This is a genomic window from Salinicola corii, assembly GCF_008298015.1.
GTDB classification, from domain to species: domain Bacteria; phylum Pseudomonadota; class Gammaproteobacteria; order Pseudomonadales; family Halomonadaceae; genus Salinicola; species Salinicola corii.
In genome coordinates, this window is the sequence record NZ_VTPX01000002.1 from 440,305 (window position 1) to 462,463 (window position 22,159).

The following is a 22,159-nucleotide window of genomic DNA, read 5'->3' on the forward strand; positions in this document are numbered from 1 at the left end:
CAGCGGGGCTTCTCGGGGGCCGTCATGTCTTTGGTAAGGGTTTCCACGGCGGACATGCCATCGGCGGCGGCAGATGGCATACTGGTCGGCCCCCGGTCGGCTTCGGCTCGTCCGGGGCGTCCGTTCGGTTGCGTGGCAGCCGCACGGTCGATAACGACAATGCGCCATCGGGCCTGCACCAACGACCGGTGAGATCGCCCGTCCGACAGGCGCGTTTCATTCGTTGGTTACCGCGAGAGTCGATTCATGTCCGATCACGCCAAGCGCCCGCTTTACATCCCCTACGCTGGACCGTCGTTGCTGGAAACGCCGCTGCTCAACAAGGGCAGCGCCTTTACCCGCGAGGAACGGGTCGAGTTCAATCTGGTGGGTCTGCTGCCGCAGAACGTCGAGAGCATCGAAGAGCAGCTCGAACGGGCCTACCACCAGTACACGCTGTGCCAGAACAACCTCGACAAGCATATCTACCTGAGGGCGATTCAGGACGACAACGAGACGTTGTTCTTCCGTTTGCTGGAAGAGCATCTCGAGGAGATGCTGCCGATCATCTACACCCCGACGGTGGGCGAGGCGTGCGAAGAGTTTTCCAACATCTATCGCAACCATCGCGGCCTGTTCATCTCCTATCCCGACCGCCATCGGATGGACGACATCCTGCGCAGCGCGACCAAGGACAAGGTGCGCGTGATCGTGGTCACCGATGGCGAACGCATCCTCGGCCTGGGCGATCAGGGCATCGGCGGCATGGGCATTCCGATTGGCAAGCTTTCGCTCTACACCGCCTGTGGCGGCATCAGCCCGGCCTATACGCTGCCGATCACGCTGGATGTCGGTACCAACAACCAGAAGCTGCTCGACGATCCGATGTACATGGGCTGGCGCCACAAGCGCGTGTCGCCGGACGAGTACGCCGAGTTCATCACCCTGTTCATGGAGTCGCTGAAGGCTCGCTGGCCCAACGTGCTGCTGCAGTTCGAGGATTTCGCCCTGACCAACGCCATGCCGCTGCTGGAGCGTTATCGGGACGAGCTTTGCTGTTTCAACGACGATATCCAGGGGACCGCCTCGGTCTGCGTGGCGACGTTGCTGGCGTCGTGCAAGGCCAAGAATGCCAAGCTCAGCGAGCAGACGATCACCTTCGCGGGGGCCGGGTCCGCCGGCTGCGGCATCGCCGAGCAGATCGTGATTGCGATGACGCGCGAAGGGCTATCGGAAGCCGACGCGAGAAGACGCATCTTCATGGTCGACAAGGACGGTCTGCTGACCACCGACATGGACGGGCTGCACAGCTTCCAGCAGCGGCTCGCCCACGATCCCGCCGAGTTGAGCTTCGACAGCGATACCCGCCTGTTGCTCGATGTGGTCCGCAACGCCAAGCCGACCATCCTGATCGGCGTGTCCGGCCAGCGCGGCCTGTTCACCGAGGAGGTGATCAAGACGCTCAACGCCAACTGCGAGAACCCGCTGATCATGCCGCTCTCCAACCCCACCTCCAAGGTCGAGGCGGTCCCGCAGGACGTACTGGCGTGGACCAACGGCCAGGCGATGGTGGCGACGGGTAGTCCGTTCCCGCCGGTGGAGATCAACGGTCGCACGATTCCCATTGCCCAGTGCAACAACTCCTACATCTTCCCAGGTATCGGTCTCGGGGTGATTGCCGCCAATGCGACGCGTGTCACCGACAACATGTTGATGGCGGCCTCCAACGCACTCGCCGACAGCGCCCCGATCGTCAAGACCGGCGAAGGCGCGCTGTTGCCGGCGCTGGGCGACATTCGCGAGATCAGCCAGCTGATCGCTTTCGCCGTTGGCAAGCAGGCCCAGAAGGATGGCGTCGCGCTCAGCTCCAGCGACGAGGTGCTGTGGGAGGCGATCCACGGCCACTTCTGGTACCCGCGCTACCGGCAGTATCGTCGGCGTTCGATCTGATACGTGAGCTAAGAGCTACGAACAAGCCCCGCCCGAGAGCGGGGCTTGTTCGTAGATGGCTATACTGATTGATTTCATATCGATGATTTCTCAACTGATGGCTTCTCTACGACCGTTTTCGTCGTTAATGCGAGGGGCAAGCCCCTCGCGCTCCCCTTTTTGACGCCACAAGACGACGAAACCCTGGTCATTCGATCGACTCGCTCGGGTCGGCGCGAAAGGGCATCCTGCCCAACGCGCCTCTTGCGACATCCCTGTCGCAAGCCCCGGCTCGCCGCTCGAACGTCCAGCGTCGTCTCGCGAGGCGTCATTTGGGCGATGAATTCCCAGCATGGAGACAAAAAAGCCCCACCGATCGGTGGGGCTTCGCTGCTGGCGAGCAACGCCATTCCAACGACGCGATACGCGCTTACAGCATGCTGCGCAACACGTAGTGGAGGATGCCGCCGTGGCGGTAGTACTCCAGTTCGTTGGCGGTGTCGATGCGGCAGAGCGCGTCGATCTTCTTCTCGCCCTTGTCGCCGGCGATGGTCACCTTGACGGTGGCGCCGGGAGAAAGATCCGCCAGACCCTCGATGGAGATCGTTTCGTCGCCGGTGAGCCCCAGCGTCTCGCGGCTTTCGCCTTCGGGGAACTGCAGCGGCAGCACGCCCATGCCGATCAGGTTGGAGCGGTGGATCCGCTCGTAGGACTCGGTGATGACGGCGCGCACGCCGAGCAGCCGCGTGCCCTTGGCCGCCCAGTCGCGGGAGGAGCCGGTGCCGTACTCCTTGCCGGCGATGATCACCAGCGGGGTGTCGTCCTCGGCATACTTCATCGCCGCGTCGTAGATCGACATCTGCTCGCCGCTGGGCACATGGCGGGTGTAGCCGCCCTCGACGTTCTCCAGCATCTCGTTGCGGATACGCACGTTGGCGAAGGTGCCGCGCATCATCACTTCGTGGTTGCCGCGACGCGAGCCGTAGGAGTTGAAATCCTTCACCGCCACGCCGTTTTCCTGCAGGTACCTGCCGGCGGGGCTGTCCGGCTTGATCGAGCCGGCCGGCGAGATATGGTCGGTGGTGACGGAGTCGCCCAGCTTGGCCAGCACGCGGGCGTTCTTGACGTCCTCGACCGGTTTCGGCTCTTTTTCCATGCCTTCGAAGAACGGCGGGTGCTGGATGTAGGTGGAGTCCTTGGACCAGGCGTAGACCTCGCTCTCCGGGAACTCGATCGATTGCCAGATTTCGTCGCCGTCGAAGACCTCGGCATACTCTTTGCGGTACATCTCGGTCTTGACCTTCTCGACCGCTTGGGCGATCTCGGCCTGGGAGGGCCAGATGTCCTTCAGGTAGACGGGCTTGCCATCCTTGCCTTCACCCAACGGCTCTTTCGATAGATCCTTGCGGACGTTGCCGGCCAGTGCATAGGCGACGACCAGGGGCGGCGATGCCAGCCAGTTGGTCTTGACCAATGGATGCACACGGCCTTCGAAGTTGCGGTTGCCGGAGAGCACCGAGGCGACGGTCAGGTCGCCTTCATTGACCGCCTTCTCGATCGGTTCGGGCAGCGGGCCGGAGTTGCCGATACAGGTGGTGCAGCCGTAACCGACCAGGTTGAAGCCCAGCGCATTGAGATCGTCCTGGACGCCACCGGCGGCCAGGTAGTCAGTCACGACCTTGGAGCCGGGCGCGAGCGAGGTCTTGACCCACGGCTTGGTGTCGAGCCCTTTCTCCTTGGCCTTTCGCGCCAGCAGGCCGGCGGCCATCATCACGCTGGGGTTGGAGGTGTTAGTGCAGGAGGTGATCGCGGCAATGACTACGGCGCCGTGATTGAGAGAGAACGTCTCGCCCGCGTACTCCACTTCCTGACTGTCGCCGGTCCGATAGGCTTCTCCGTCGGCGGGTGGCGCACCGATGGCGGTATCGCCGCCTTCCGACATCCACTTGCCTTGCTCTTCGGATGAGACGTCCGGCTTGTCGCCGTTCATCAGCTTCTCGAAGGTGGATTTCATGTCGGAGAGCGCGACGCGATCCTGCGGGCGCTTGGGGCCGGCCAGCGAGGCTTCGACTTCGCCCATGTCTAGTGCCAGCGAGTCGGTGAAGGTCGGCTCGGCACCCGGTTCGCGCCACAGCCCCTGGGCTTGGCTGTAGGCCTTGACCAGTTCGATCTGATCTTCCTCGCGACCGGTCAGGCGCAGGTAGTTGAGCGTTTCGTCGTCGACGGGGAAGAAGCCGCAGGTGGCGCCGTACTCCGGGGCCATGTTGGCGATGGTGGCGCGGTCGGCCAGCGGTAGGTCGTTGAGGCCGTCGCCGTAGAACTCGACGAACTTGCCCACCACGCCTTTCTTGCGCAGCATCTGGGTGACGGTCAGCACCAGGTCGGTGGCGGTGATGCCCTCCTTGAGCTTGCCGGTCAGTTTGAAGCCGACGACTTCGGGAATCAGCATCGAGACCGGCTGGCCGAGCATGGCAGCTTCGGCCTCGATACCGCCCACGCCCCAGCCGAGAATGCCCAGGCCATTGATCATGGTGGTGTGGGAGTCGGTGCCAACCAGCGTGTCCGGGAAGGCGTAGGTCTTGCCGTCGATCTCCTTGCTCCACACCGTCTTGCCGAGATATTCCAGGTTGACCTGGTGGCAGATACCGGTGCCCGGCGGCACGACACGGAAATTGTCGAACGCTTTCTGGCCCCAGCGCAGGAACTCGTAGCGCTCCAGGTTACGTTCCATTTCCATGGCGACGTTGTCCTTGAAAGCGGACGCATCGCCAAAATGGTCGACCATGACGGAGTGGTCGATAACGAGATCGACCGGCGACAGCGGATTGATACGTTCAGCCTTGGCGCCCAGTTTCTTGACCGCATCGCGCATAGCGGCCAGATCGACGACGCCGGGGACACCGGTGAAATCCTGCATCAGCACGCGCGCCGGGCGATAGCCGATTTCGCGAGTCGACTTGCCTTCCTTGAGCCAGTCGGCCAGCGCCTGGATATCCTCTTCGGCCACGGTGGGGTCGTCGGCGTAGCGCAGTTGGTTTTCCAGCAACACCTTGAGCGTCATCGGCAACTTGTCGATGTTGCCGAGCGTCTCGGCCGCCTTGGGCAGGCTGTAGTAATGGAAAGTCGTGCCGTTGACGTCGAGCGTCGCTAGCGTATGACTCGGGTCGGTAGACATCAGGGGGTTCCTCCTCATGGCGGCGGCTGGCCTCGGTGGTCGGGCGCCAGCTAGCCTGTCAGGTTCCTTTGCGACGATTCGACAGCGTGCTCCCGGCTGTCGACCGTCTTTCGATGGGGTGTCAGTACACCGCTCTTTTGTCTGGGTTTGTCCGGGCTCTGCTGCCACGCCGTGCCCAGCGAGAGACCTGGCTGCCGTTGGCAGTTGTCGAACGAACAGGTTGTCGACAATCATCATGGGCACGATAGCATGTATTTTCAATCGGATGCTTCACGACTATCGTCCGGTACGACCTTGAAAGCGCGTCCCATTGCCTCCAACTTCAGCGTAGCTCGTGGCGAGACACTCTGCCGGGCAACCACAGGGCTGGAGATGACCCATGCCACAAGATTCGCTCATCGATTGGCCTGTTCACTGTCCATACTGCGATGCGCCGTTCTCTTTGCTACTGGATGTGAGCGCGGGCGGTTACGACACCTGGGAGGACTGTGCGATCTGCTGTCAGCCGATTCATGTCGTAGTCGAGACGACCCTTTCGGGGGAGCTGCAAGGCGTTACGTTGGCCAGCGACGACGACGTGGTATAAGTCCCTGCCCCGATAGGAAGAGCGAAGAGGTTCGATAGCCAATTGCTATATGATTCATTACGCCAATCAAATTGGCCCATGAGTGGTTAGTCTTTAGTCTAGCTATTCTAAAATTCGCCACCACACGACGACTCAACACAGGAGATGCTTAATGAGCGTACTCGTAGGACGCCAAGCCCCGGATTTCGAAACTGCCGCCGTGATGCCCGACGGTTCCATCAAGGATGACTTCCGCCTGTCCGATAGCAACGGCAAGCTGCGTGTGCTGTTCTTCTGGCCGCTGGACTTCACCTTCGTTTGCCCGTCCGAAATCATCGCTCACGACAACCGCCTGGCGAAGTTCAAGGAGCTCGGCGTCGAGGTGATCGGTGCGTCCATCGATTCTCAATACACGCACCATGCCTGGCGCAAGACTTCGCCGGACGCTGGCGGCATCGGCGAAGTCGGCTTCCCTGTCGTGGCCGATGTCAAGCACGAGATCTGCCAAGCCTATGGCATCGAGCACCCGGAAGCCGGCGTCGCGCTGCGCGCCTCCTTCCTGATCGACGAGGACGGCGTCGTGCAGCACCAGACGGTCAACAACCTGCCGTTGGGCCGCAACGTCGACGAAATGCTGCGCATGGTCAAGGCGCTCAAGTACCACCAGACCAACGGCGAAGTCTGCCCGGCTGGCTGGGAAGAGGGCCAGGAAGGTATGAAGGACACTGCCGAAGGTGTGGCCAAGTACCTGGGCACCTACGCCGGCAACCTGTAAGGGAAACACTGTATAAATGTCTGCGCAGACGAATCGCTGCGTTGCGCGTGGTGCTGGAGCGCCAGCCCGGTCGAACCCTCACCTATACCCCATAGGCTCCGGTTCCTGTGCTCCATGCGCCTTGCGCTTCAACCTGCTCGTCAATTTATTCAATATTTCCTAAGCGGCATGATGTCGGAGGCGGCCCGTCGGGCCGCCTTTGTCGTTTCTGGTATCATGCCTGCCAATCGCAGTGTCCTGTGGCATGACTCGGGTTCGGAACATGCCACAGGGTGTTGAGTAACCATACACACCAACCGAAGCGTTGATCTGAATCGAGGTAGTCATGAGCGATGCGCGTCACGAACGTCTGATTATTCTGGGCTCCGGTCCGGCGGGTTACACGGCGGCGGTCTACGCGGCGCGGGCCAATCTCAAGCCGTTGCTGATCACCGGTATGCAGGCTGGCGGTCAGTTGACGACCACCACCGACGTGGACAACTGGCCCGGCGACGACGAGGGCGTACAAGGTCCGGAGTTGATGGAGCGCATGCGCAAGCACGCCGAGCGCTTTCAGACGGAAGTGCTGTTCGACCATATTAACGAGGTCGAACTGCGCGAGAAGCCGTTCACCCTCAAGGGAGACAACGGTACCTATACTTGCGACGCGCTGATCATTGCCACCGGGGCCAGCGCTCGTTACCTCGGACTGCCTTCCGAGCAACAGTTCATGGGGCAGGGCGTGTCGGCTTGCGCGACCTGCGACGGTTTCTTCTATCGCAATCAGCACGTCGTCGTCGTCGGTGGCGGCAACACGGCGATGGAGGAGGCGTTGTACCTCTCCAATATCGCCTCGAAGGTCACGCTGGTGCACCGGCGCGATAGCCTCCGTGGCGAGAAGATTCTGCAGGATCGCCTTTTCGAGAAAGTCGAGAACGGCAATATGGCGATCGAGTGGAACCATACTCTCGACGAGGTGCTGGGCGACGGCAGCGGTGTCACCGGGGCGCAGCTCCGATCCACGTTGACGGGAGAGACCAAGCAGCTCGATGCCATGGGGGTCTTCATCGCCATCGGTCACACGCCGAATACCGGCATTTTCGAGGGGCAGCTCGACATGGCCAACGGCTATATTCGCGTGCAGTCCGGTCTGGAAGGTAATGCGACAGCGACCAGTGTTCCTGGCGTGTTCGCGGCGGGTGATGTCATGGATCACGTCTATCGCCAGGCCATTACTTCCGCTGGCAGCGGTTGCATGGCAGCGCTGGACGCAGAGCGGTTTCTGGACGGTCTCGACTGACGCGAATCATCTCTCCGTCCACGACGAAGCCCGGTTACTGCCGGGCTTCGTCGTGTTCGGGGGAGCGCCGGACAATTGGCTGCCGTGATCAGTAGTGGGGTGGCAGTTCGTCCTCGGGGCGCGGCATCTCGCCGCCCTGCTCGTCGATGGCCTGACGCTGCTCGTTGAGCCGTTCACGCATCAGCGCATTGACGCGGCCGAGTCGTTCGAGTTCGGTCGCCTGCTGTCTCACCAGGCGGTCGAGCGTTTCCAGCCAGTCTTCCTGGAATGTCAAGCGGCTCTCGAGTGCATCGAGGCGAGCTTCCGAGGTCGTACGCGAGGGCGTCTCGACCGTGCTAGACTGCCGACGCTGTGTGTCATCTTTCATTCACGGCACCTTTAGTTAGTGAAAGTCGATTAACGATATTGGGTCTGAAAATCGTTTCCGCTTGCCGAGAAGGCGCGGTGAATTTTCCTTGTTCCGACGTCCAGAGATATGAGAATCCATGAATAGCAAGGTAATTTTGCGTTGTACGCTGATCAGTCTACTCCTCTCGATACCCTCGCCATTGCTGATCGGTCTTTTGATCACGCTGATCAGCAGCATGCTGGCCACCGACCTGACATGGTTTTTGAACGTGGAAGGTGTTTCGGCGATGTATGGTGCGACGGTGATCGCCGTCTTCATCGTTCTGTGGCTGGGCACGTTGGCCATGGCTTTGCTGGCGCCAGCGAACCCTCGTGCGGTCACGGCTGCCATGTTGGCAGACGTGGAGAACGACGATCGCGAGCTGGGTGAAGTCAAATGGTTCAATGTCAATAAAGGCTACGGCTTCATCACGCGCGCCGACGGTGAGGACGTGTTCGTGCACTTTCGAGCGATCCGGGGCAAGGGCCACCGGACTCTCGCCGAAGGGCAGAAGGTACGTTACCACGTGATCGAGAACGACCGCGGACTGCAGGCGGACGACGTTACCGTCATCACCTGACAGCCTTGGCTGGACTGCTCGATAACCCCCGGAGGCCTGTCTTCGGGGGTTTTTCGTTCAAGCGCCGAAGGACGATGGGGTTTCGTCGACTCCCGCGCGTGCTTCGGCCTCGACGAATACCCGCTTGACGCCATCGTGGGCCTGTTTGATTTCCCGGTCGAGCTTGGCGATGGCACGCTCGATGCGCTCCGCCGTGGCACTGCGGGCAAAACGAACGCTGAGATTGACCAGGATGAAGTTGGGGCCCATGTGCATGGTCAGGACTTCATTGACGCCCTCCACTCCGTCGGCATCCCCCGCCAGTTGGCGGATGCTCTCGACCACGTGTTGGTTGGCGCTTTCCCCGATCAGCAGGCTCTTGGTCTCCTTGGCAAGCCAGATCGCCGTGCCGCCAAGGATCAAGCCGATGATCACCGAAGCAATACCGTCGAAGAGCAGAATTCCCGTCCACTGGGAGAGGGCGACACCGGCCAGTGCCACCAGCAGGCCGAGCAGAGCGGCGGAGTCCTCGAAGATCACCACGAACATCGAGGGGTCCTTGCCGCGGTGTACTGCCTCGACGTAGCCCCATTTGCCCTTGGTCTTGCGGAATTCGTTGAGCGCGAAGGCCCAGGACGCGCCCTCGAACAGGATGCCCAGCCCGAGCACGACGTAGTTGACCAGTGGCGACTCGATCGGCTCGGGGTTCAAGATGTGGATCACGCCTTCGTAGAGGGAGACGCCGGAGCCTATCGCGAAGATCAACAGCGCCACCACGAAGCTCCAGAAGTAGACCTCCTTGCCGTGGCCGAAGGGGAATTGGGGACTCGGAGGACGCTTGGCCCGCTTCATGCCCAGCAGCAATAGAATCTGATTGCCGGTGTCCACCACCGAGTGAATGCCTTCGGAGAGCATGGCGGAACTGCCGGTGATGGCGGCCGCGACGAACTTGGTGATCGCGATGAGCAGATTGCCGCCCATGGCGGCGTAGATGACTGGCTTGGATTCCGCCATGTGAGTGACTCCCTGTCGGATGGGCCGCGTGATGGCGGCGACGGCGTGATCAGCGGCCCGAGTCGGGCCACTCTATGGTGCTCTCGCGACCGTCCGGCGTTACCTGCCAGAAACGATCGGGATCGTCGCCGGGCTGCCAGCCACCCAGCGAGCAGCGGGCCTCGCAACCCAGCTCACGAGCGGCGTCACGCGCGCAGTCGGCATCTCTGAGCCAGGGCGTGGCGTCGCAGTCGAACCACAGGCTGGCGTAACCATCGGCGGCCCGTTCGACGAGCATGATGCCGATGCTGCGCTCGGCGTCCGTGGTCCTGCCACGCCAGATTCCCTTGCCGGCCCGGTTCAGCGTCAGAGTGTTGTCGTCTAGAGCCTGCCGTAGCCATTGCGTAATGGCGTCGACGTCGGCAACGGCCAGGTAGATTTCGATATCAGGAAAACGCTCCATGGGGTCCTCTGGCGAACAGCCGCTCGAGTATTGCCTCGTAGATGCGGCTCAGGGTATCGAGGTCGTCGGCACGGATGCGTTCGTTGACCTGGTGGATGGTGGCATTGACGGGGCCCAGCTCGATCACCTGCGTGCCCAGTGTAGCAATGAAGCGTCCGTCCGACGTGCCGCCGGAGGTCGAAAGCGCCGGGCGATGGCCGGTGATCGTCTCGCAGGCACGCCGTGCCGCCTCGAGAAGCTCCCCCTCCGCGGTCAGGAAGGGTTCGCCATTGAGCGTCCAGTCGAGCTGGTAATCGAGCCCGTGGGCGGCCAGCTTCTGCTCGACCCGTTCGCGCAGTTGCATCTGCGTGACTTCGCTGGAGTAGCGAAAGTTGAACGTCACTTCCAGCTCGCCGGGAACGACATTGGTGGCGCCGGTTCCCGCATGCAGGTTGGAGATCTGGAAGCTGGTCGCCGGAAAGAAGTCGTTGCCGGCGTCCCATGGCTCGTTGACCAGTTCGGACAGAGCGGACAGAGCCTGGTGAATCGGATTGCGGGCCAGATGGGGATAGGCCACGTGACCCTGAATGCCGCGCACCCGCAGCACACCGCCCAGCGAACCGCGGCGGCCGTTCTTGATCACGTCGCCCAGATGGCTGGTGGAGGAGGGCTCGCCGACGATGCAGTAGTCCAGCGGCTCGTGACGCTCGCGCAGTCGCTCCACCACGGCCCGGGTGCCGTGTACCGCAGGGCCTTCCTCGTCGGCGGTGATCAGAAAGGCGATTCTGCCGTGGTGGTCAGGATGGGCGGTGACGAAGCGCTCGACCGCCGTCACCATTGACGCCAGGCTGCCTTTCATGTCGGCGGCCCCGCGCCCGCAGAGAAAGCCCGCTTCGTCGATGCGCGGCTCGAACGGCGGATACTGCCACTCGCTCTCCGGTCCGCTGGGCACCACGTCGGTATGACCGGCAAAGGCGAGCATCGGGCCGTGCTGACCCCGGGTGGCCCAGAAATTGTCGATGCCGCCGATCGACATCCGCTCGATCCGGAAGCCGATGCGCTCCAGGTGTTCGATCATCAGCGCCTGGCAGCCGTGATCGTCCGGCGTCACCGACGGTCGCTGGAGTAACTCGAGAGCCAGTGCCAGCGTGTCGGTAGGCGCGGTCGTCATTGACGCTTGGGGCATGCGGTTCTCCAGGGCAGCCGGTCGGGCCGAATCAATTGTGGGCGTGCAGCGCTTCATTGAGAGTGACGGCGCTCTTGTTGGTGCGGCACTCCAGGCGCCCGGTCACCGAGTGGCGAATGAACAGCAGGTCGTCCTGGCCGGCGAGTTCGCGTGCGGCCACGGTCTGGACGGCTTCACCCCGATCGTCCAGCACGGTGACCTTGGAGCCCGCGGTGACATAGAGGCCAGCTTCGACGGTGCAGCGGTCGCCGAGCGGGATGCCCAGGCCGGCATTGGCACCGATCAGGCAGTTCTCGCCGATCTTGATCACCACGTTGCCGCCGCCCGAGAGCGTACCCATGGTCGAGCAGCCGGCGCCCAGGTCGGAGCCCTTGCCGACGAAGACGCCGGCCGAGATACGGCCTTCGACCATGCCGGGCCCTTCGGTGCCGGCGTTGAAGTTGCAGAAGCCCTCGTGCATGACCGTGGTGCCTTCCCCCAGGTACGCGCCGAGGCGCACGCGGGCAGTGTCGCCGATCCGGATTCCCTTGGGCACGACGTAGTCGGTCATCTTCGGGAACTTGTCGACGCAGTCCACCGAGAGCGGGCGTCCGGCCAGACGGGCCTTGAGGCGGCGCGCAGGGAGTTCCTCGACGTCGATGGCGCCTTCGTTAGTCCAGGCGATGTTCTTGAGCAGGCCGAACATGCCATCGAGCTTGACGCCATGGGGCTTGATCAGCCGATGGGACAGCAGGTGCAGCTTCAGATAGACCTCCGGCACGCTGGCCGGCGCATGATCGTCGTTCAGGAACACCGCGACCAGCGGGCGCCTGGCATCGACGAACGACTCGGCCAGTTCGGCCTGATCGGCGGCGCCAGCTGCTCGCAGCGCCTCGGCGAGGCCGATTGCGTGCTCCGGCAGGAAGCTGACGACTTCCTCGGTCGTGTCGGCAGCCAGTGCCTGACGTGCGGCGGCGACGAGATCGGCGGCGGGCTGATGCAGCGGAGCCGGATAGTAGACTTCGAGCCAGTCGCCCTGGCTGTTCTGGGTGCCGATTCCTAGCGCGAAGCTCAACATCGCAGGTTCCTTATCATGTGCGTCGAGGGGTGTCGTGGAAGGTCGTGGGGTCGGCGCGAGCTCGCCCGCTAGGCGAGCGTTGCGTAGCGGGCGGGGTCGAAGCCGACGATCAGGGTGTCCTGGCTGGCAGGGCCGGTGCGCTGCAGTAGCGGGCGCTTCAGCAATGTCGGGTTGGCCAGCATCAGCTCGCGCGCACGCTCGGCGTCCAGCGGCTCCTTGTCCGCGGCATCGAGCTGTCGCCAGGTGGTGCTGCGGGTGTTCAGCAGTGTCTGCCAGCCGGCGGTGGCCAGAAAGGCATCCAGTCGTTGCGGATCGAGTCCGTCCTCCCGCAGGTCGTGATAGCGATACGGGATACCCAGCTCGTCGAGCTGGCGGCGGGCCTTGCGGCAGGTGTCGCAGGTCTTGATGCCGTAAACGGTGATGGTCATGTCGCTGGCCTGTCGGGCGCTGCCGGAGAAGCGGCAGATTATAGGCGCCCACGGACGGCGGCTCAAACCCCACCGCTGCGACGCCAGCCGCGTGTCGGTCGGGGCCCGGTCCGACTGGGTGTCGATGAAACGACAGTCGAGCGTCTCGGGTCGCGCTTGACCTATGGGTGACACCATGGTGCTAGCGTCAAACTTTTCCCTGGGGAGAATTGACGAATGACGACTTCAAAGCGCTGGTTGGCCGGTATCGCAGCCGCCGGCTCACTGGTGTTTGCCGCCAGTGGTCTGGCTCAGCAGCAGGGCGATGGTCATGGCGACCATCAGGTCCGTTCCGAAGCGTCCGGACAATCCAGCGAGGCCAGCGAGGCCTACCGTGAGGCGGCGACGAGAATGCAGCACGACATGGAGCTGGCGAACAGCGGTGATCCGGATGTCGACTTTGCCACCGGCATGCTGGCCCATCACATGGGGGCAGTGGCGATGGCCGAGGTCGAGCTCGATCACGGCAAGGATCCGGAAATGCGAGCGTTGGCTCAAAAGATCATCGAGGCCCAGCAGGCCGAGATAGAACAGATGCGGGCCTGGCTGAAAGCCAACCCCGCACCGGCCGATTGAGGAGGTCTGGAGCTGGCACGACCGGGCACTACACGTCCAGAACTTCGTAAAGGCGCTCGCGCAGTCGTGCCTGGGCTTCGGGGTCGGTCAGCGGCCGTCCGTGCTTGTCGGTGATGAAGAAGACGTCCTCGACCCGCTCGCCGAGCGTGGCGATCTTGGCCGTTGACAGCGCGATGTTCTGTTCCATGAAGATTCGACCGACCCGAGCCAACAGGCCCGGGCGATCGGGGGCGATCAGCTCCAGCGAGGTGCGCGCGTTGGCGGGATCCTGCTCGATGATTACCTCGACTGGTACGCGGAAGTGCTTCAGTTGTCGAGGCGTATGGCGGCTGACGATCTGCGGATAGTCGTCGGGATCGTCGAGCTCCTCGACCAGATGCCGACGGATCGTCTCCAGTCGCGCCGGATCGCGGATGGCGTCGTCGTCGTCGTCGAGCAGGATGAAGGTATTGAGTGTCCAGTCGTCGCTGGAGGTGGCGATGCGGGCGTCGTGGATCGACAGGCCCAGTTGCTCGATGGCGGCTGCCGTCGCGGCGAACAGGTCGTCGGCCGAACGCGTATGAATGAACAGCTTGGTGCCGCCCTCGGTCATGTCCTCGCTGGGCGCACTGACCAGGACCAACGGCAGGTGATCGTCGTGATGGGCGAGAATTCCCTGGGTCTGCCAGACGATCTCACTGGGCGTGTACTGCAGGAAGTAGTCCTCGCCGAAGGTCTGCCAGAGTTCTGCGACGCGGGCTACGTCAGCATCGACGGCCCGCAACAGTCCTAACGCCTCCTCGCGGGTCTCGCTGACCCAGCCCTGCCGGTCGACGGTATTGTCGAGGCCACGGCGCAGCACGCGGCGGGTCTCGGTGTAGAGCTGACGCATCAGCGAGGCGCGCCAACCATTCCATAGCGTCGGGTTGGTGGCGCTGATATCGGCGACGGTGAGCACGTAGAGATAGTCGAGGTGAGTCTCGTCTCGAACCGTGCGGGCGAAGGCGTGGATCACGTCCGGATCGGAGATGTCGCGTTTCTGCGCCGTCTTCGACATCAGCAGGTGGTGCTCGACCAGCCAGGCCACCAGTTGCGTATCCCAGCTCGACAACGCATGACGACGGCAGAATTCGGTGGCATCGATGGCGCCGAGTTCCGAGTGATCGCCACCGCGACCTTTGCCGATATCGTGATAGAGCCCGGCGATCCACAGCAGTTCGAGCTTGGGCAGTTTCTGAACCACATCGATGGCGACGGTATATTCGTCGGTGTCCCGCTCTTCGCGAAAACGCTGCAGGAAACTGAGCAGGCGCAGGGTATGTGCGTCGACGGTATAGATGTGGAAAAGATCGTGCTGCATCAGGCCGATGGCCTCGCCGAACTCGGGCAGATATTTGCCGAGGACCCCGTATCGATTCATCCGAGTGAGCTGAGTGGGGACATCGCCGCCACTGCGCAGCAGTTCCATGAACAGGCTCTGATGGCGCAGGTCGTCGCGGAAAGCGTCGTCGATCAAGTGACGATGATCGCGAATCTGGCGGATGGTGTCGGCTCGTACGCCCTCGATTTCCGGATGCTGGGCCATCAGCAGGAATAGTTCCAGCAGAGCGCCGGGGCGCCGCAGAAAGACATTGGAGTGACGGAGTTGGATATAGCCGCCACGATTTTCGAAGCGCGCATTGATCGGCTGGGTCTCGAACGATTCGCCGGCGTGGAGAATCACTTCGTCGAAATGCTGCAGCAGCATGTCGTTCAGCCCGGCCAGCGCGGTGACGTGGCGATAGTAGGCTTTCATGAACTGCTCGACTGCCAGCCGCTGCGGTGTGTCCGTGTAGCCGAACAGCTTGGCCAGAGCGCGCTGGTGGTCAAACAGCATGCGATCCTCGGCACGTCCGGCGATCATGTGCAGGGCGTAGCGAACCTGCCACAGGAACGCCTGGCCCTGACTGAGAATCCGCAGCTCGGCATCGTTCATGAAGCCTTGCGCGACGACGTCTTCATAGCGCAGTGGACCGAAATGACGCTTGGCCACCCAGCCGATCATCTGGATGTCGCGCAGGCCACCCGGCGCGCTCTTGAGGTTGGGCTCCAGGTGATACTCGGAGTTGTTGTGCCTGTAGTGACGGGCGATCTGCTCCTGCCACTTGCCTTCGAAGAACGCCGCCGATGACCACATGTGGTGAGTGGAAAGGCGCTCCCGCATGGCGCTGCGTAGGGCTTCCGGGCCCGCCAGGGTACGGGTTTCCAGCAGGTTGGTGATGACCGTGATGTCGCTTCGGGCTTCCCGCTCGCAGTCATTGAGCGAACGCACGCTCTGCCCGACCTCGAGACCGATATCCCACAGCAGGGTAATGAACCCGGTCAGCGACTCGCGATAGGGCGTGTCGTCGTCCGTACCGAGCAGCAGCAGCAGATCGATGTCGGAGTAGGGGTGCAACTCGCCGCGACCGTAGCCGCCGACGGCCAGCAGGGCGACGTTGTCGTCCGGCCACTCGAACCGCTCCCAGGCGATCTCGAGCAGTCGGTCGAGGCACCAGGCGCGGCCGTAAACCAGGTCGCGCACGTCGGCGCCGGCGCGAAAACGGTCGTCGAGGCGCTCGCGGATCGTTTTCAGGGCCTGCTTGAACAGCGCGATGGGTTGGGAGTCGCGTGCCAGTTCCTCGCGAAAGGCCGCTGCATCAAATAGTGTTTCGTCGGGTTGAAAACGATAATGGTGCAGCAGCATGCGACGGGTGTCTCCGGGGGCGGCGAGGCAGCAGGCGGGCGACGATCAGTCCGTCAGGAAGCCGAAATCTTCGTCGGAACGGGCCGTCAGGACCTCCACGCCGGAAGCAGTGACCAGCAGTGTGTGTTCCCACTGCGCCGATAGGCTCTTGTCCTTGGTCACTGCTGTCCACCCGTCCTTCAATACCTTGGTGCGATAGCTGCCGGCATTGAGCATCGGCTCGATGGTCAGGCACATGCCTTCGGCCAGCTCGGCATCGGCTTCCGGGGCGTAGCCGTCGTAATGCAGCACCTGCGGCTCCTCATGGAAGCCTGCGCCGATACCGTGACCGCAGAAATCCCGGACCACGGAGTAGCCGGCTTTCTCGGCGTGATTCTGGATGACCCGGGCGATGGTCGACAATCTGGCGCCCGGCCTGACTTCGGCGATACCTTTATAGAGGCTTTCCTGGGTGACGCGGCAGAGGCGCTCGCCCTGTATCGTGTCACCGATGACGAACATCATGCTGCTGTCGCCGTGATAGCCATCCTGTGTCTTTACGGTGATATCGATATTCATGATGTCGCCGTTCTTGAGCTTCTTGTCGAAGTCGGGGATGCCGTGGCAGACGACGTGGTTGATCGAGGTGCAGATCGATTTGGGAAATCCGTGGTAGTCAAGAGGCGCGGGGGTCGAGCCCAACTCCTTGACGATGAAATCGTGGCAGAGCCGGTCGAGTTCGCCGGTGGAGGCGCCGGCCTTGACGTGCGGAATGATCATCTCGAACACTGCGGCGGCCTGGCGGCCGGCTTCGCGCATTTTTTCGATTTCGTCGGGCGTCTTGCGTGGAATGTTCATGCGCTCTCGCAATGGGGGTCGATAGGGGCGATGGAGTATCTTGGGCAGCGATCGTCTATCCTTGGGTGTTGCCGAGCTTTAGACGACCGGCGACTTCATCTTGCCTGCGTTCTATGGTATAAATCCGCGCGCTCGACTGCAATTGCCCGCCTACACGTTCCGGCGAGAACGCGAGGACGGTCGGTCTGGCATGCGACAAGCGTCTTTCGCTGTCACCAGGGTGGTCGAGTCAGTAGCGACGACGGCTTGCGAACGATGGCCGCGTCATCAAAAACACACACGCACCGACACATGGTCCCGGGTGCCGCGACGGTCTAGCCGAGCGGTCGGATCCATGGGGTGTGTGGAGGCCTAACCCGATTCTTCAGGAGTCATCATGGCACAAGTCAATATGCGCGATCTGCTCAAGGCAGGCGCACACTTCGGTCACCAGACCCGTTACTGGAATCCGAAGATGGGGCAGTACATCTTCGGTGCACGTAACAAGATTCACATCATCAACCTCGAGCATACGCTGCCAGCACTGCTGGAAGCGACGAGCATCGTCGAGAAGATGGCCTCTTCCAGCAACAAGATCCTGTTTGTCGGCACCAAGCGTTCCGCCAGCAAGATCATCAAGGAAGAAGCGAATCGCGTCGGTCAGCCGTTCGTCAACCATCGCTGGCTGGGCGGCATGCTGACCAACTACAAGACCATCCGGCAGTCGATCAAGCGTCTGCGCGAACTCGAAACCATGCGCGAAGACGGCACGTTCGAGAAACTGACCAAGAAAGAAGTGCTGATGGCGACGCGTGAGCAGGACAAGCTCGAGCGTTCCATCGGCGGTATCAAGGAGATGGGTGGTCTGCCCGACGCGCTGTTCGTGATCGACGTCGATCACGAACGCATCGCGATCAACGAAGCCAACAAACTCGGCATTCCGGTGATCGGTGTCGTCGACACCAACTCCAACCCGGACGGCGTCGATTACGTCATTCCGGGTAACGATGATTCCATTCGTGCCATTCAGATCTATGTGCAGGCGATTGCCGACGCCTGCGGCAAGGCGAAGGAAGGTCGTCCCGACGAGTTCGTCGAGGTGAGCGAGGCCAGCGAAGCCGCTCAGTAGTCGAGATGAAAACGGCATCGAGTCTGCGCTGAGCGTGCTCCCGCAGGGCGGCAGTCGGTTCGCCGACATCGGCGCAGATACAAGGGGGCTCCATAGCCCCCTTTTTACACCCGGAGCGACGCTCTCGTGGCGTCGTTCGTCAGACGAAACAGCGATTCTCAGGGGTAGAACATGGCAGCTATCAGCGCTTCTCTAGTCAAGGAACTGCGTGAGCGTACCGGTCTCGGCATGATGGAATGCAAGAAGGCATTGACCGAAGCCGATGGTGACATCGAGCGCGCGATCGAGGACCTGCGCAAGAATTCCGGTCTGAAGGCCGCCAAGAAAGCGGGGCGAACTGCCGCCGAAGGCGCGATTCTGACCCGAGTTGCCGAAGACGGCAGCTACGCCGCGATGCTGGAAGTCAACTCGGAGACCGACTTCGTCTCCCGTGACGACAACTTCAAGAGCTTTGCCTCCAAGGTTCTGGCCAAGGTGTTCGAGACCAAGTCCGAAGACGTCGCGGCCATCATGGACGGTGAGCTGGAAGATGCACGCAATCAGCTGGTGCAGAAGATCGGCGAGAACATTTCCGTGCGTCGCGCGGTCGTCGTCGATGCGCCGGAAGGCGGCGTCGTTGGCGCTTACGTTCATGGCGACCGTATCGGTGTGCTGAGCGTGCTCAAGGGTGGTAACCCGGAAGTGGCCAAGGATGTTTCCATGCACGTGGCCGCGATCAACCCGGTCGTCGCGCGTCCGGAAGATATGCCGCAGGCCCAGCTCGACAGTGAAAAGGCGATCATCCTGGCCCAGCCGGACATGGCCGGCAAGCCGGCGGAAATCGCCGAGAAGATGGTCCAGGGTCGCCTCAAGAAGTATCTGGCGGAAAACAGCCTGACCGAGCAGCCTTTCGTCAAGGACCCGAACCAGACCGTTGCCGAGTACGCCAAGACGGCGGGCGGCGAAGTGGTTGGCTTCACACGCTTCGAGGTTGGTGAGGGCATCGAGAAGGAAGAGGTCGATTTCGCCAAGGAAGTGATGGAACAGGCTCGCCGTAGCTGAGTTCCTTGCAGTGCCTGGGATCGTGCACAGGTGCTTTTGTCTGTGGCCGGTCCCTTTGATGGCGTGCGCGAAAGCGCACGCCATCGCGTATCCGGCGGATGAGAAGATCGTCCGCCACCTGCCGAATCCGACTCGTCAAACCAGGAGAGAGCGTCATGCCTGAAGTCATCGATCGACCCAGCAAGCCCAATGAGCGTAGCGACAAGTCTAAGTACAAGCGCATATTGTTGAAGCTGTCAGGCGAGGCGCTGACCGGTGAGCAGGATTTCGGCATCGACCCCAAGGTGCTCGATCGCATGGCACTGGAAATTGGCCAGTTGGTGGGGATCGGTGTCCAGGTTGGTATCGTCATCGGCGGAGGCAACCTGTTTCGTGGCGCGGCGCTGCACGCGGCGGGCATGGAGCGGGTCACCGGCGACCATATGGGCATGCTGGCCACGGTGATGAACGCCCTGGCGATGCGAGACGCGCTGGAACGCTCCAATATCCGTTCGCGAGTGATGTCGGCGATCCCCATGAGTGGTGTCGTCGAACACTACGACCGGCGTACCGCGATTCGGTACCTCACTTCTGGCGATGTGGTCATCTTCTCTGCCGGCACGGGCAATCCCTTCTTCACGACCGACTCGGCCGCCTGTCTGCGAGGCATCGAGATCGACGCCAACGTCGTGGTCAAGGCAACCAAGGTCGATGGCGTCTACGACAAGGATCCGGTCAAGCACCCGGAAGCCGTCAAATACGAGCGTTTGAGCTACGATGAGGTCCTGGATCAGAAGCTCGGCGTAATGGATTTGACCGCCATCTGTCTGGTACGGGACCATGACATGCCGGTTCGCGTCTTCGACATGACCAAGCCTGGGGCACTGTTGAATCTGGTGGTCGGTGGGCGAGAAGGCACACTGATTGATTGAGGTTTAGGACATGATCGACGATATCAAGAAAGATGCTGGCGCGCGTATGCAGAAGAGTCTGGATGCGCTTCAGAGCAATTTCCACAAGATCCGCACCGGCCGGGCGCATCCGAGCATCCTGGATGCGGTGATGGTGGAGTATTACGGCAGTCAAATGCCGATCAACCAGGTCTCGAACATCACGATCGAGGACGCTCGGACTCTGGCCGTGACGCCTTGGGAGCGCCCGATGGTGCCGAAAGTCGAGAAGGCGATCATGACCGCCGATCTCGGGCTCAACCCGGCTACCAACGGCAACGTGATTCGCGTGCCGATGCCGCCGCTGACCGAGGAGACGCGGCGCAACTATATCAAGCAGGCGCGTGCCGAGGCCGAAAACGCCCGAGTCGCGATTCGGAGCATTCGCCGCGACGCCAATGGCGATCTCAAGGCGCTGCTCAAGAACAAGGAGATCACCGAAGATGACGAGCGTCGCGGCGAAGAGGAAATCCAGAAGTTGACCGACAAGCATGTCAGCGAGATCGATCGACTGCTGGAAACCAAGGAACACGACCTGATGCAGGTATGAGGGCCTGGGCGCCCGACGTCCTCCGGCACGCGGGCGCCGCTACCCACCTGTCTTGCGAGCTATCATGACAGACACGCAGTCGCGTGACGTTCAAGCGACGCCGTCGATGCCCCGCCACGTGGCGATCATCATGGATGGCAACAATCGCTGGGCGCGCGCCAGAGGGCTTTCCAGCGCACAGGGACATCGCGCTGGCGTCGAGTCGTTGCGCGCCGTCATTCGGCGGGCAGCGGAGCAGCGCATCGAGACCCTGACACTATTCGCCTTCTCGAGTGAAAACTGGCGTCGCCCCTCGGCCGAGGTCGGTGCGCTGATGGAGCTCTTCATGCTGGTGCTCAAGCGCGAGGTGAAGAAGCTTCACGAGAACGGTATCCGGCTGAGCATCATCGGTGATCGCCGGCGCTTTTCGTCCTCCCTCCAGAAGCACATGAATCGTGCCGAAGCGTTGACCCGAGACAACTCCGGAATGCACCTCGTCGTGGCAGCCAATTATGGCGGACGCTGGGACATCGCGTCCGCGGCGCAGCGTCTGGCACGCAAGGTCGCCGATGGGGTCATGAGTCCGGATGCGGTCGATGAATCGGCGCTGGATCGTGAGGTGTGCCTGAGTCAGGAGCCGCCCATCGATCTGTGCATCCGCACCAGCGGAGAGCAGCGGATATCCAACTTCCTGTTGTGGCAGCTTGCTTACGCGGAGTTCGTCTTCGCACCGGAGCTTTGGCCCGACTTCGATGGTGCGGCGTTCGATGCCGCGCTCGATGCTTTCAAACAACGCCAGCGCCGTTTCGGCATGAGCCAGCAGCAGGTCGAGGTTCAGGGTGCTTAAACAGCGAATACTGACGGCGCTGGTGTTGGCGCCACTGGCCCTCGGCGGCCTGTTCGGCCTCTCCGGGGGCGGCTTTGCCGCCTTCACCGCGTTCGTCCTGCTGCTCGGGGCCTGGGAGTGGGCACGTCTGGCCGGATTCGACGCGGTCAAGCCGCGACTGCTCTACACCGCCGGTCTCGGTTTACTGCTGTTGGTCGCGTGGTGGTCGGGGTGGGTTGTGGAGCGTTGGCCGCTATGGGGCGGTGCGCTCGGCTGGTTGGCCAACACGTGGTGGATTTCGCGTTACCCCGGGGCGACCGGCCAGTGGCAGCCTCCGGTGCTGCGCCTGAGCATGGGCGTGTGGGTGCTGTTGCCTTGCTGGGTGGGGCTCTATCAGTTGCGGCAGCAGGGCAGCGAGTGGCTGCTGTTCGTGTTGCTGCTGGTCTGGGTGGCGGACATCGGGGCCTATTTTGCCGGGCGGCGCTATGGCCGGCGCAAGCTGGCGGCGAACGTCAGTCCGGGCAAGTCATGGGAAGGCGTCTATGGCGGTTGGGTTGCCGTCGCGCTGCTGGTGCTCGTCTACGCAGCCTGGCTCGAACTTGATTTTGGTCAGGCGCTGGCCTTGCTGGTGGTCGCGCTGGTGGTGGCTTTTATCTCCGTCATCGGGGATCTACTCGAGAGCATGCTCAAGCGCTTCTGCGGGTTGAAAGATTCCAGTCACCTGCTGCCGGGCCACGGTGGCATTCTCGATCGTATCGACAGCCTGACGGCTGCCGTTCCCCTCTTCGCCTTGATCCGCCCCTGGCTGGGATAGC

Annotated in this window: 21 protein-coding genes; 12 read left to right on the plus strand and 9 right to left on the minus strand. The window is 62.2% G+C overall.

Going from position 1 to position 22,159, the window contains the following annotated elements:
* The first annotated feature begins 246 nt into the window (after positions 1–246).
* A complete protein-coding gene (locus F0A16_RS05990; RefSeq protein ID WP_149434459.1) occupies positions 247–1,929 on the plus strand; it encodes an NAD-dependent malic enzyme in 1,683 nt (560 codons plus the stop codon).
* A gap of 409 nt (positions 1,930–2,338) precedes the next feature.
* On the opposite strand, the gene acnA is transcribed toward F0A16_RS05990, so the two are convergent.
* The gene (gene acnA, locus F0A16_RS05995; protein ID WP_149434460.1) at positions 2,339–5,083 is read right to left on the minus strand and encodes an aconitate hydratase AcnA; all 2,745 of its coding nucleotides are present in this window, start codon (positions 5,081–5,083) and stop codon (positions 2,339–2,341) included.
* Positions 5,084–5,462: 379 nt separating this feature from the next.
* Here acnA and F0A16_RS06000 point away from each other — a divergent pair, with 379 nt between their 5' ends.
* From F0A16_RS06000 to trxB, 3 genes are all read left to right on the plus strand, one after another.
* The gene (locus F0A16_RS06000) at positions 5,463–5,669 is read left to right on the plus strand and encodes a zinc ribbon domain-containing protein (protein ID WP_149434461.1); all 207 of its coding nucleotides are present in this window, start codon (positions 5,463–5,465) and stop codon (positions 5,667–5,669) included.
* A 151-nt stretch (positions 5,670–5,820) separates the two neighbouring features.
* A complete protein-coding gene (locus tag F0A16_RS06005) occupies positions 5,821–6,423 on the plus strand; it encodes a peroxiredoxin (RefSeq protein ID WP_149434462.1) in 603 nt (200 codons plus the stop codon).
* A 325-nt stretch (positions 6,424–6,748) separates the two neighbouring features.
* Positions 6,749–7,702: a thioredoxin-disulfide reductase gene (trxB, locus tag F0A16_RS06010; RefSeq protein WP_149434463.1), complete on the plus strand. Its 954-nt coding sequence runs from the start codon at positions 6,749–6,751 to the stop codon at positions 7,700–7,702.
* An 88-nt stretch (positions 7,703–7,790) separates the two neighbouring features.
* Here trxB and F0A16_RS06015 read toward each other — a convergent pair whose 3' ends face one another.
* Positions 7,791–8,069: a SlyX family protein gene (locus F0A16_RS06015; RefSeq protein WP_149434464.1), complete on the minus strand. Its 279-nt coding sequence runs from the start codon at positions 8,067–8,069 to the stop codon at positions 7,791–7,793.
* A gap of 118 nt (positions 8,070–8,187) precedes the next feature.
* Here F0A16_RS06015 and F0A16_RS22095 point away from each other — a divergent pair, with 118 nt between their 5' ends.
* Positions 8,188–8,670, plus strand: a complete 483-nt coding sequence (locus tag F0A16_RS22095; RefSeq protein ID WP_149434465.1) for a cold-shock protein — start codon at positions 8,188–8,190, stop codon at positions 8,668–8,670.
* 57 nt (positions 8,671–8,727) lie between these two features.
* On the opposite strand, the gene F0A16_RS06025 is transcribed toward F0A16_RS22095, so the two are convergent.
* The 5 genes from F0A16_RS06025 to F0A16_RS06045 all read right to left on the minus strand — a co-directional run bounded on the left by F0A16_RS06025 (position 8,728) and on the right by F0A16_RS06045 (position 12,932).
* Positions 8,728–9,663 carry a cation diffusion facilitator family transporter gene (locus F0A16_RS06025; RefSeq protein ID WP_149434466.1) on the minus strand — a complete coding sequence of 312 codons (936 nt, stop codon included), beginning with the start codon at positions 9,661–9,663 and terminating at the stop codon, positions 8,728–8,730.
* Between the two features lie 49 nt (positions 9,664–9,712).
* A complete protein-coding gene (locus tag F0A16_RS06030) occupies positions 9,713–10,105 on the minus strand; it encodes a hypothetical protein (protein WP_149434467.1) in 393 nt (130 codons plus the stop codon).
* Positions 10,089–11,270 carry a succinyl-diaminopimelate desuccinylase gene (gene dapE, locus F0A16_RS06035; RefSeq protein WP_149434468.1) on the minus strand — a complete coding sequence of 394 codons (1,182 nt, stop codon included), beginning with the start codon at positions 11,268–11,270 and terminating at the stop codon, positions 10,089–10,091. Before dapE ends, F0A16_RS06030 begins: the two co-directional genes overlap by 17 nt.
* A 31-nt stretch (positions 11,271–11,301) precedes the next feature.
* Positions 11,302–12,327 (minus strand): 2,3,4,5-tetrahydropyridine-2,6-dicarboxylate N-succinyltransferase, encoded by a 1,026-nt coding sequence (dapD, locus tag F0A16_RS06040; RefSeq protein ID WP_149434469.1) that lies wholly within the window; start codon positions 12,325–12,327, stop codon positions 11,302–11,304.
* 68 nt (positions 12,328–12,395) lie between these two features.
* Positions 12,396–12,932, minus strand: coding sequence for an ArsC family reductase (locus F0A16_RS06045; protein WP_338100595.1), 537 nt, complete (start codon positions 12,930–12,932; stop codon positions 12,396–12,398).
* Between the two features lie 39 nt (positions 12,933–12,971).
* On the opposite strand from F0A16_RS06045, the gene copM reads away from it, so the two are divergent.
* Positions 12,972–13,370 (plus strand): CopM family metallochaperone, encoded by a 399-nt coding sequence (gene copM / locus F0A16_RS22100; protein WP_149434470.1) that lies wholly within the window; start codon positions 12,972–12,974, stop codon positions 13,368–13,370.
* Positions 13,371–13,398: 28 nt separating this feature from the next.
* Here the strand turns inward: copM and F0A16_RS06055 are convergent, their stop codons facing one another.
* Both F0A16_RS06055 and map read right to left on the minus strand, forming a co-directional pair.
* A complete protein-coding gene (locus F0A16_RS06055; protein ID WP_149434471.1) occupies positions 13,399–16,074 on the minus strand; it encodes a [protein-PII] uridylyltransferase in 2,676 nt (891 codons plus the stop codon).
* 45 nt (positions 16,075–16,119) lie between these two features.
* Positions 16,120–16,911: a type I methionyl aminopeptidase gene (map, locus tag F0A16_RS06060; protein ID WP_149434472.1), complete on the minus strand. Its 792-nt coding sequence runs from the start codon at positions 16,909–16,911 to the stop codon at positions 16,120–16,122.
* 376 nt (positions 16,912–17,287) lie between these two features.
* On the opposite strand from map, the gene rpsB reads away from it, so the two are divergent.
* The 6 genes from rpsB to F0A16_RS06090 all read left to right on the plus strand — a co-directional run bounded on the left by rpsB (position 17,288) and on the right by F0A16_RS06090 (position 22,158).
* Complete coding sequence (gene rpsB, locus F0A16_RS06065) at positions 17,288–18,019, plus strand: 30S ribosomal protein S2 (protein WP_149434473.1); 732 nt, start codon at positions 17,288–17,290, stop codon at positions 18,017–18,019.
* A 171-nt stretch (positions 18,020–18,190) separates the two neighbouring features.
* The gene (gene tsf / locus F0A16_RS06070) at positions 18,191–19,060 is read left to right on the plus strand and encodes a translation elongation factor Ts (RefSeq protein ID WP_110714747.1); all 870 of its coding nucleotides are present in this window, start codon (positions 18,191–18,193) and stop codon (positions 19,058–19,060) included.
* 155 nt (positions 19,061–19,215) lie between these two features.
* A complete protein-coding gene (gene pyrH, locus F0A16_RS06075) occupies positions 19,216–19,971 on the plus strand; it encodes a UMP kinase (RefSeq protein ID WP_149434474.1) in 756 nt (251 codons plus the stop codon).
* A gap of 10 nt (positions 19,972–19,981) precedes the next feature.
* Positions 19,982–20,539: a ribosome recycling factor gene (frr, locus tag F0A16_RS06080; RefSeq protein ID WP_149434475.1), complete on the plus strand. Its 558-nt coding sequence runs from the start codon at positions 19,982–19,984 to the stop codon at positions 20,537–20,539.
* A 64-nt stretch (positions 20,540–20,603) separates the two neighbouring features.
* On the plus strand, positions 20,604–21,365 hold the full coding sequence (gene uppS, locus F0A16_RS06085; protein ID WP_149434476.1) for a polyprenyl diphosphate synthase: 762 nt from the start codon (positions 20,604–20,606) through the stop codon (positions 21,363–21,365).
* Positions 21,358–22,158, plus strand: a complete 801-nt coding sequence (locus F0A16_RS06090) for a phosphatidate cytidylyltransferase (protein ID WP_149434477.1) — start codon at positions 21,358–21,360, stop codon at positions 22,156–22,158. The genes uppS and F0A16_RS06090 overlap by 8 nt, the downstream gene beginning before the upstream one ends.
* The last annotated feature ends 1 nt before the right edge of the window (position 22,159 follow it).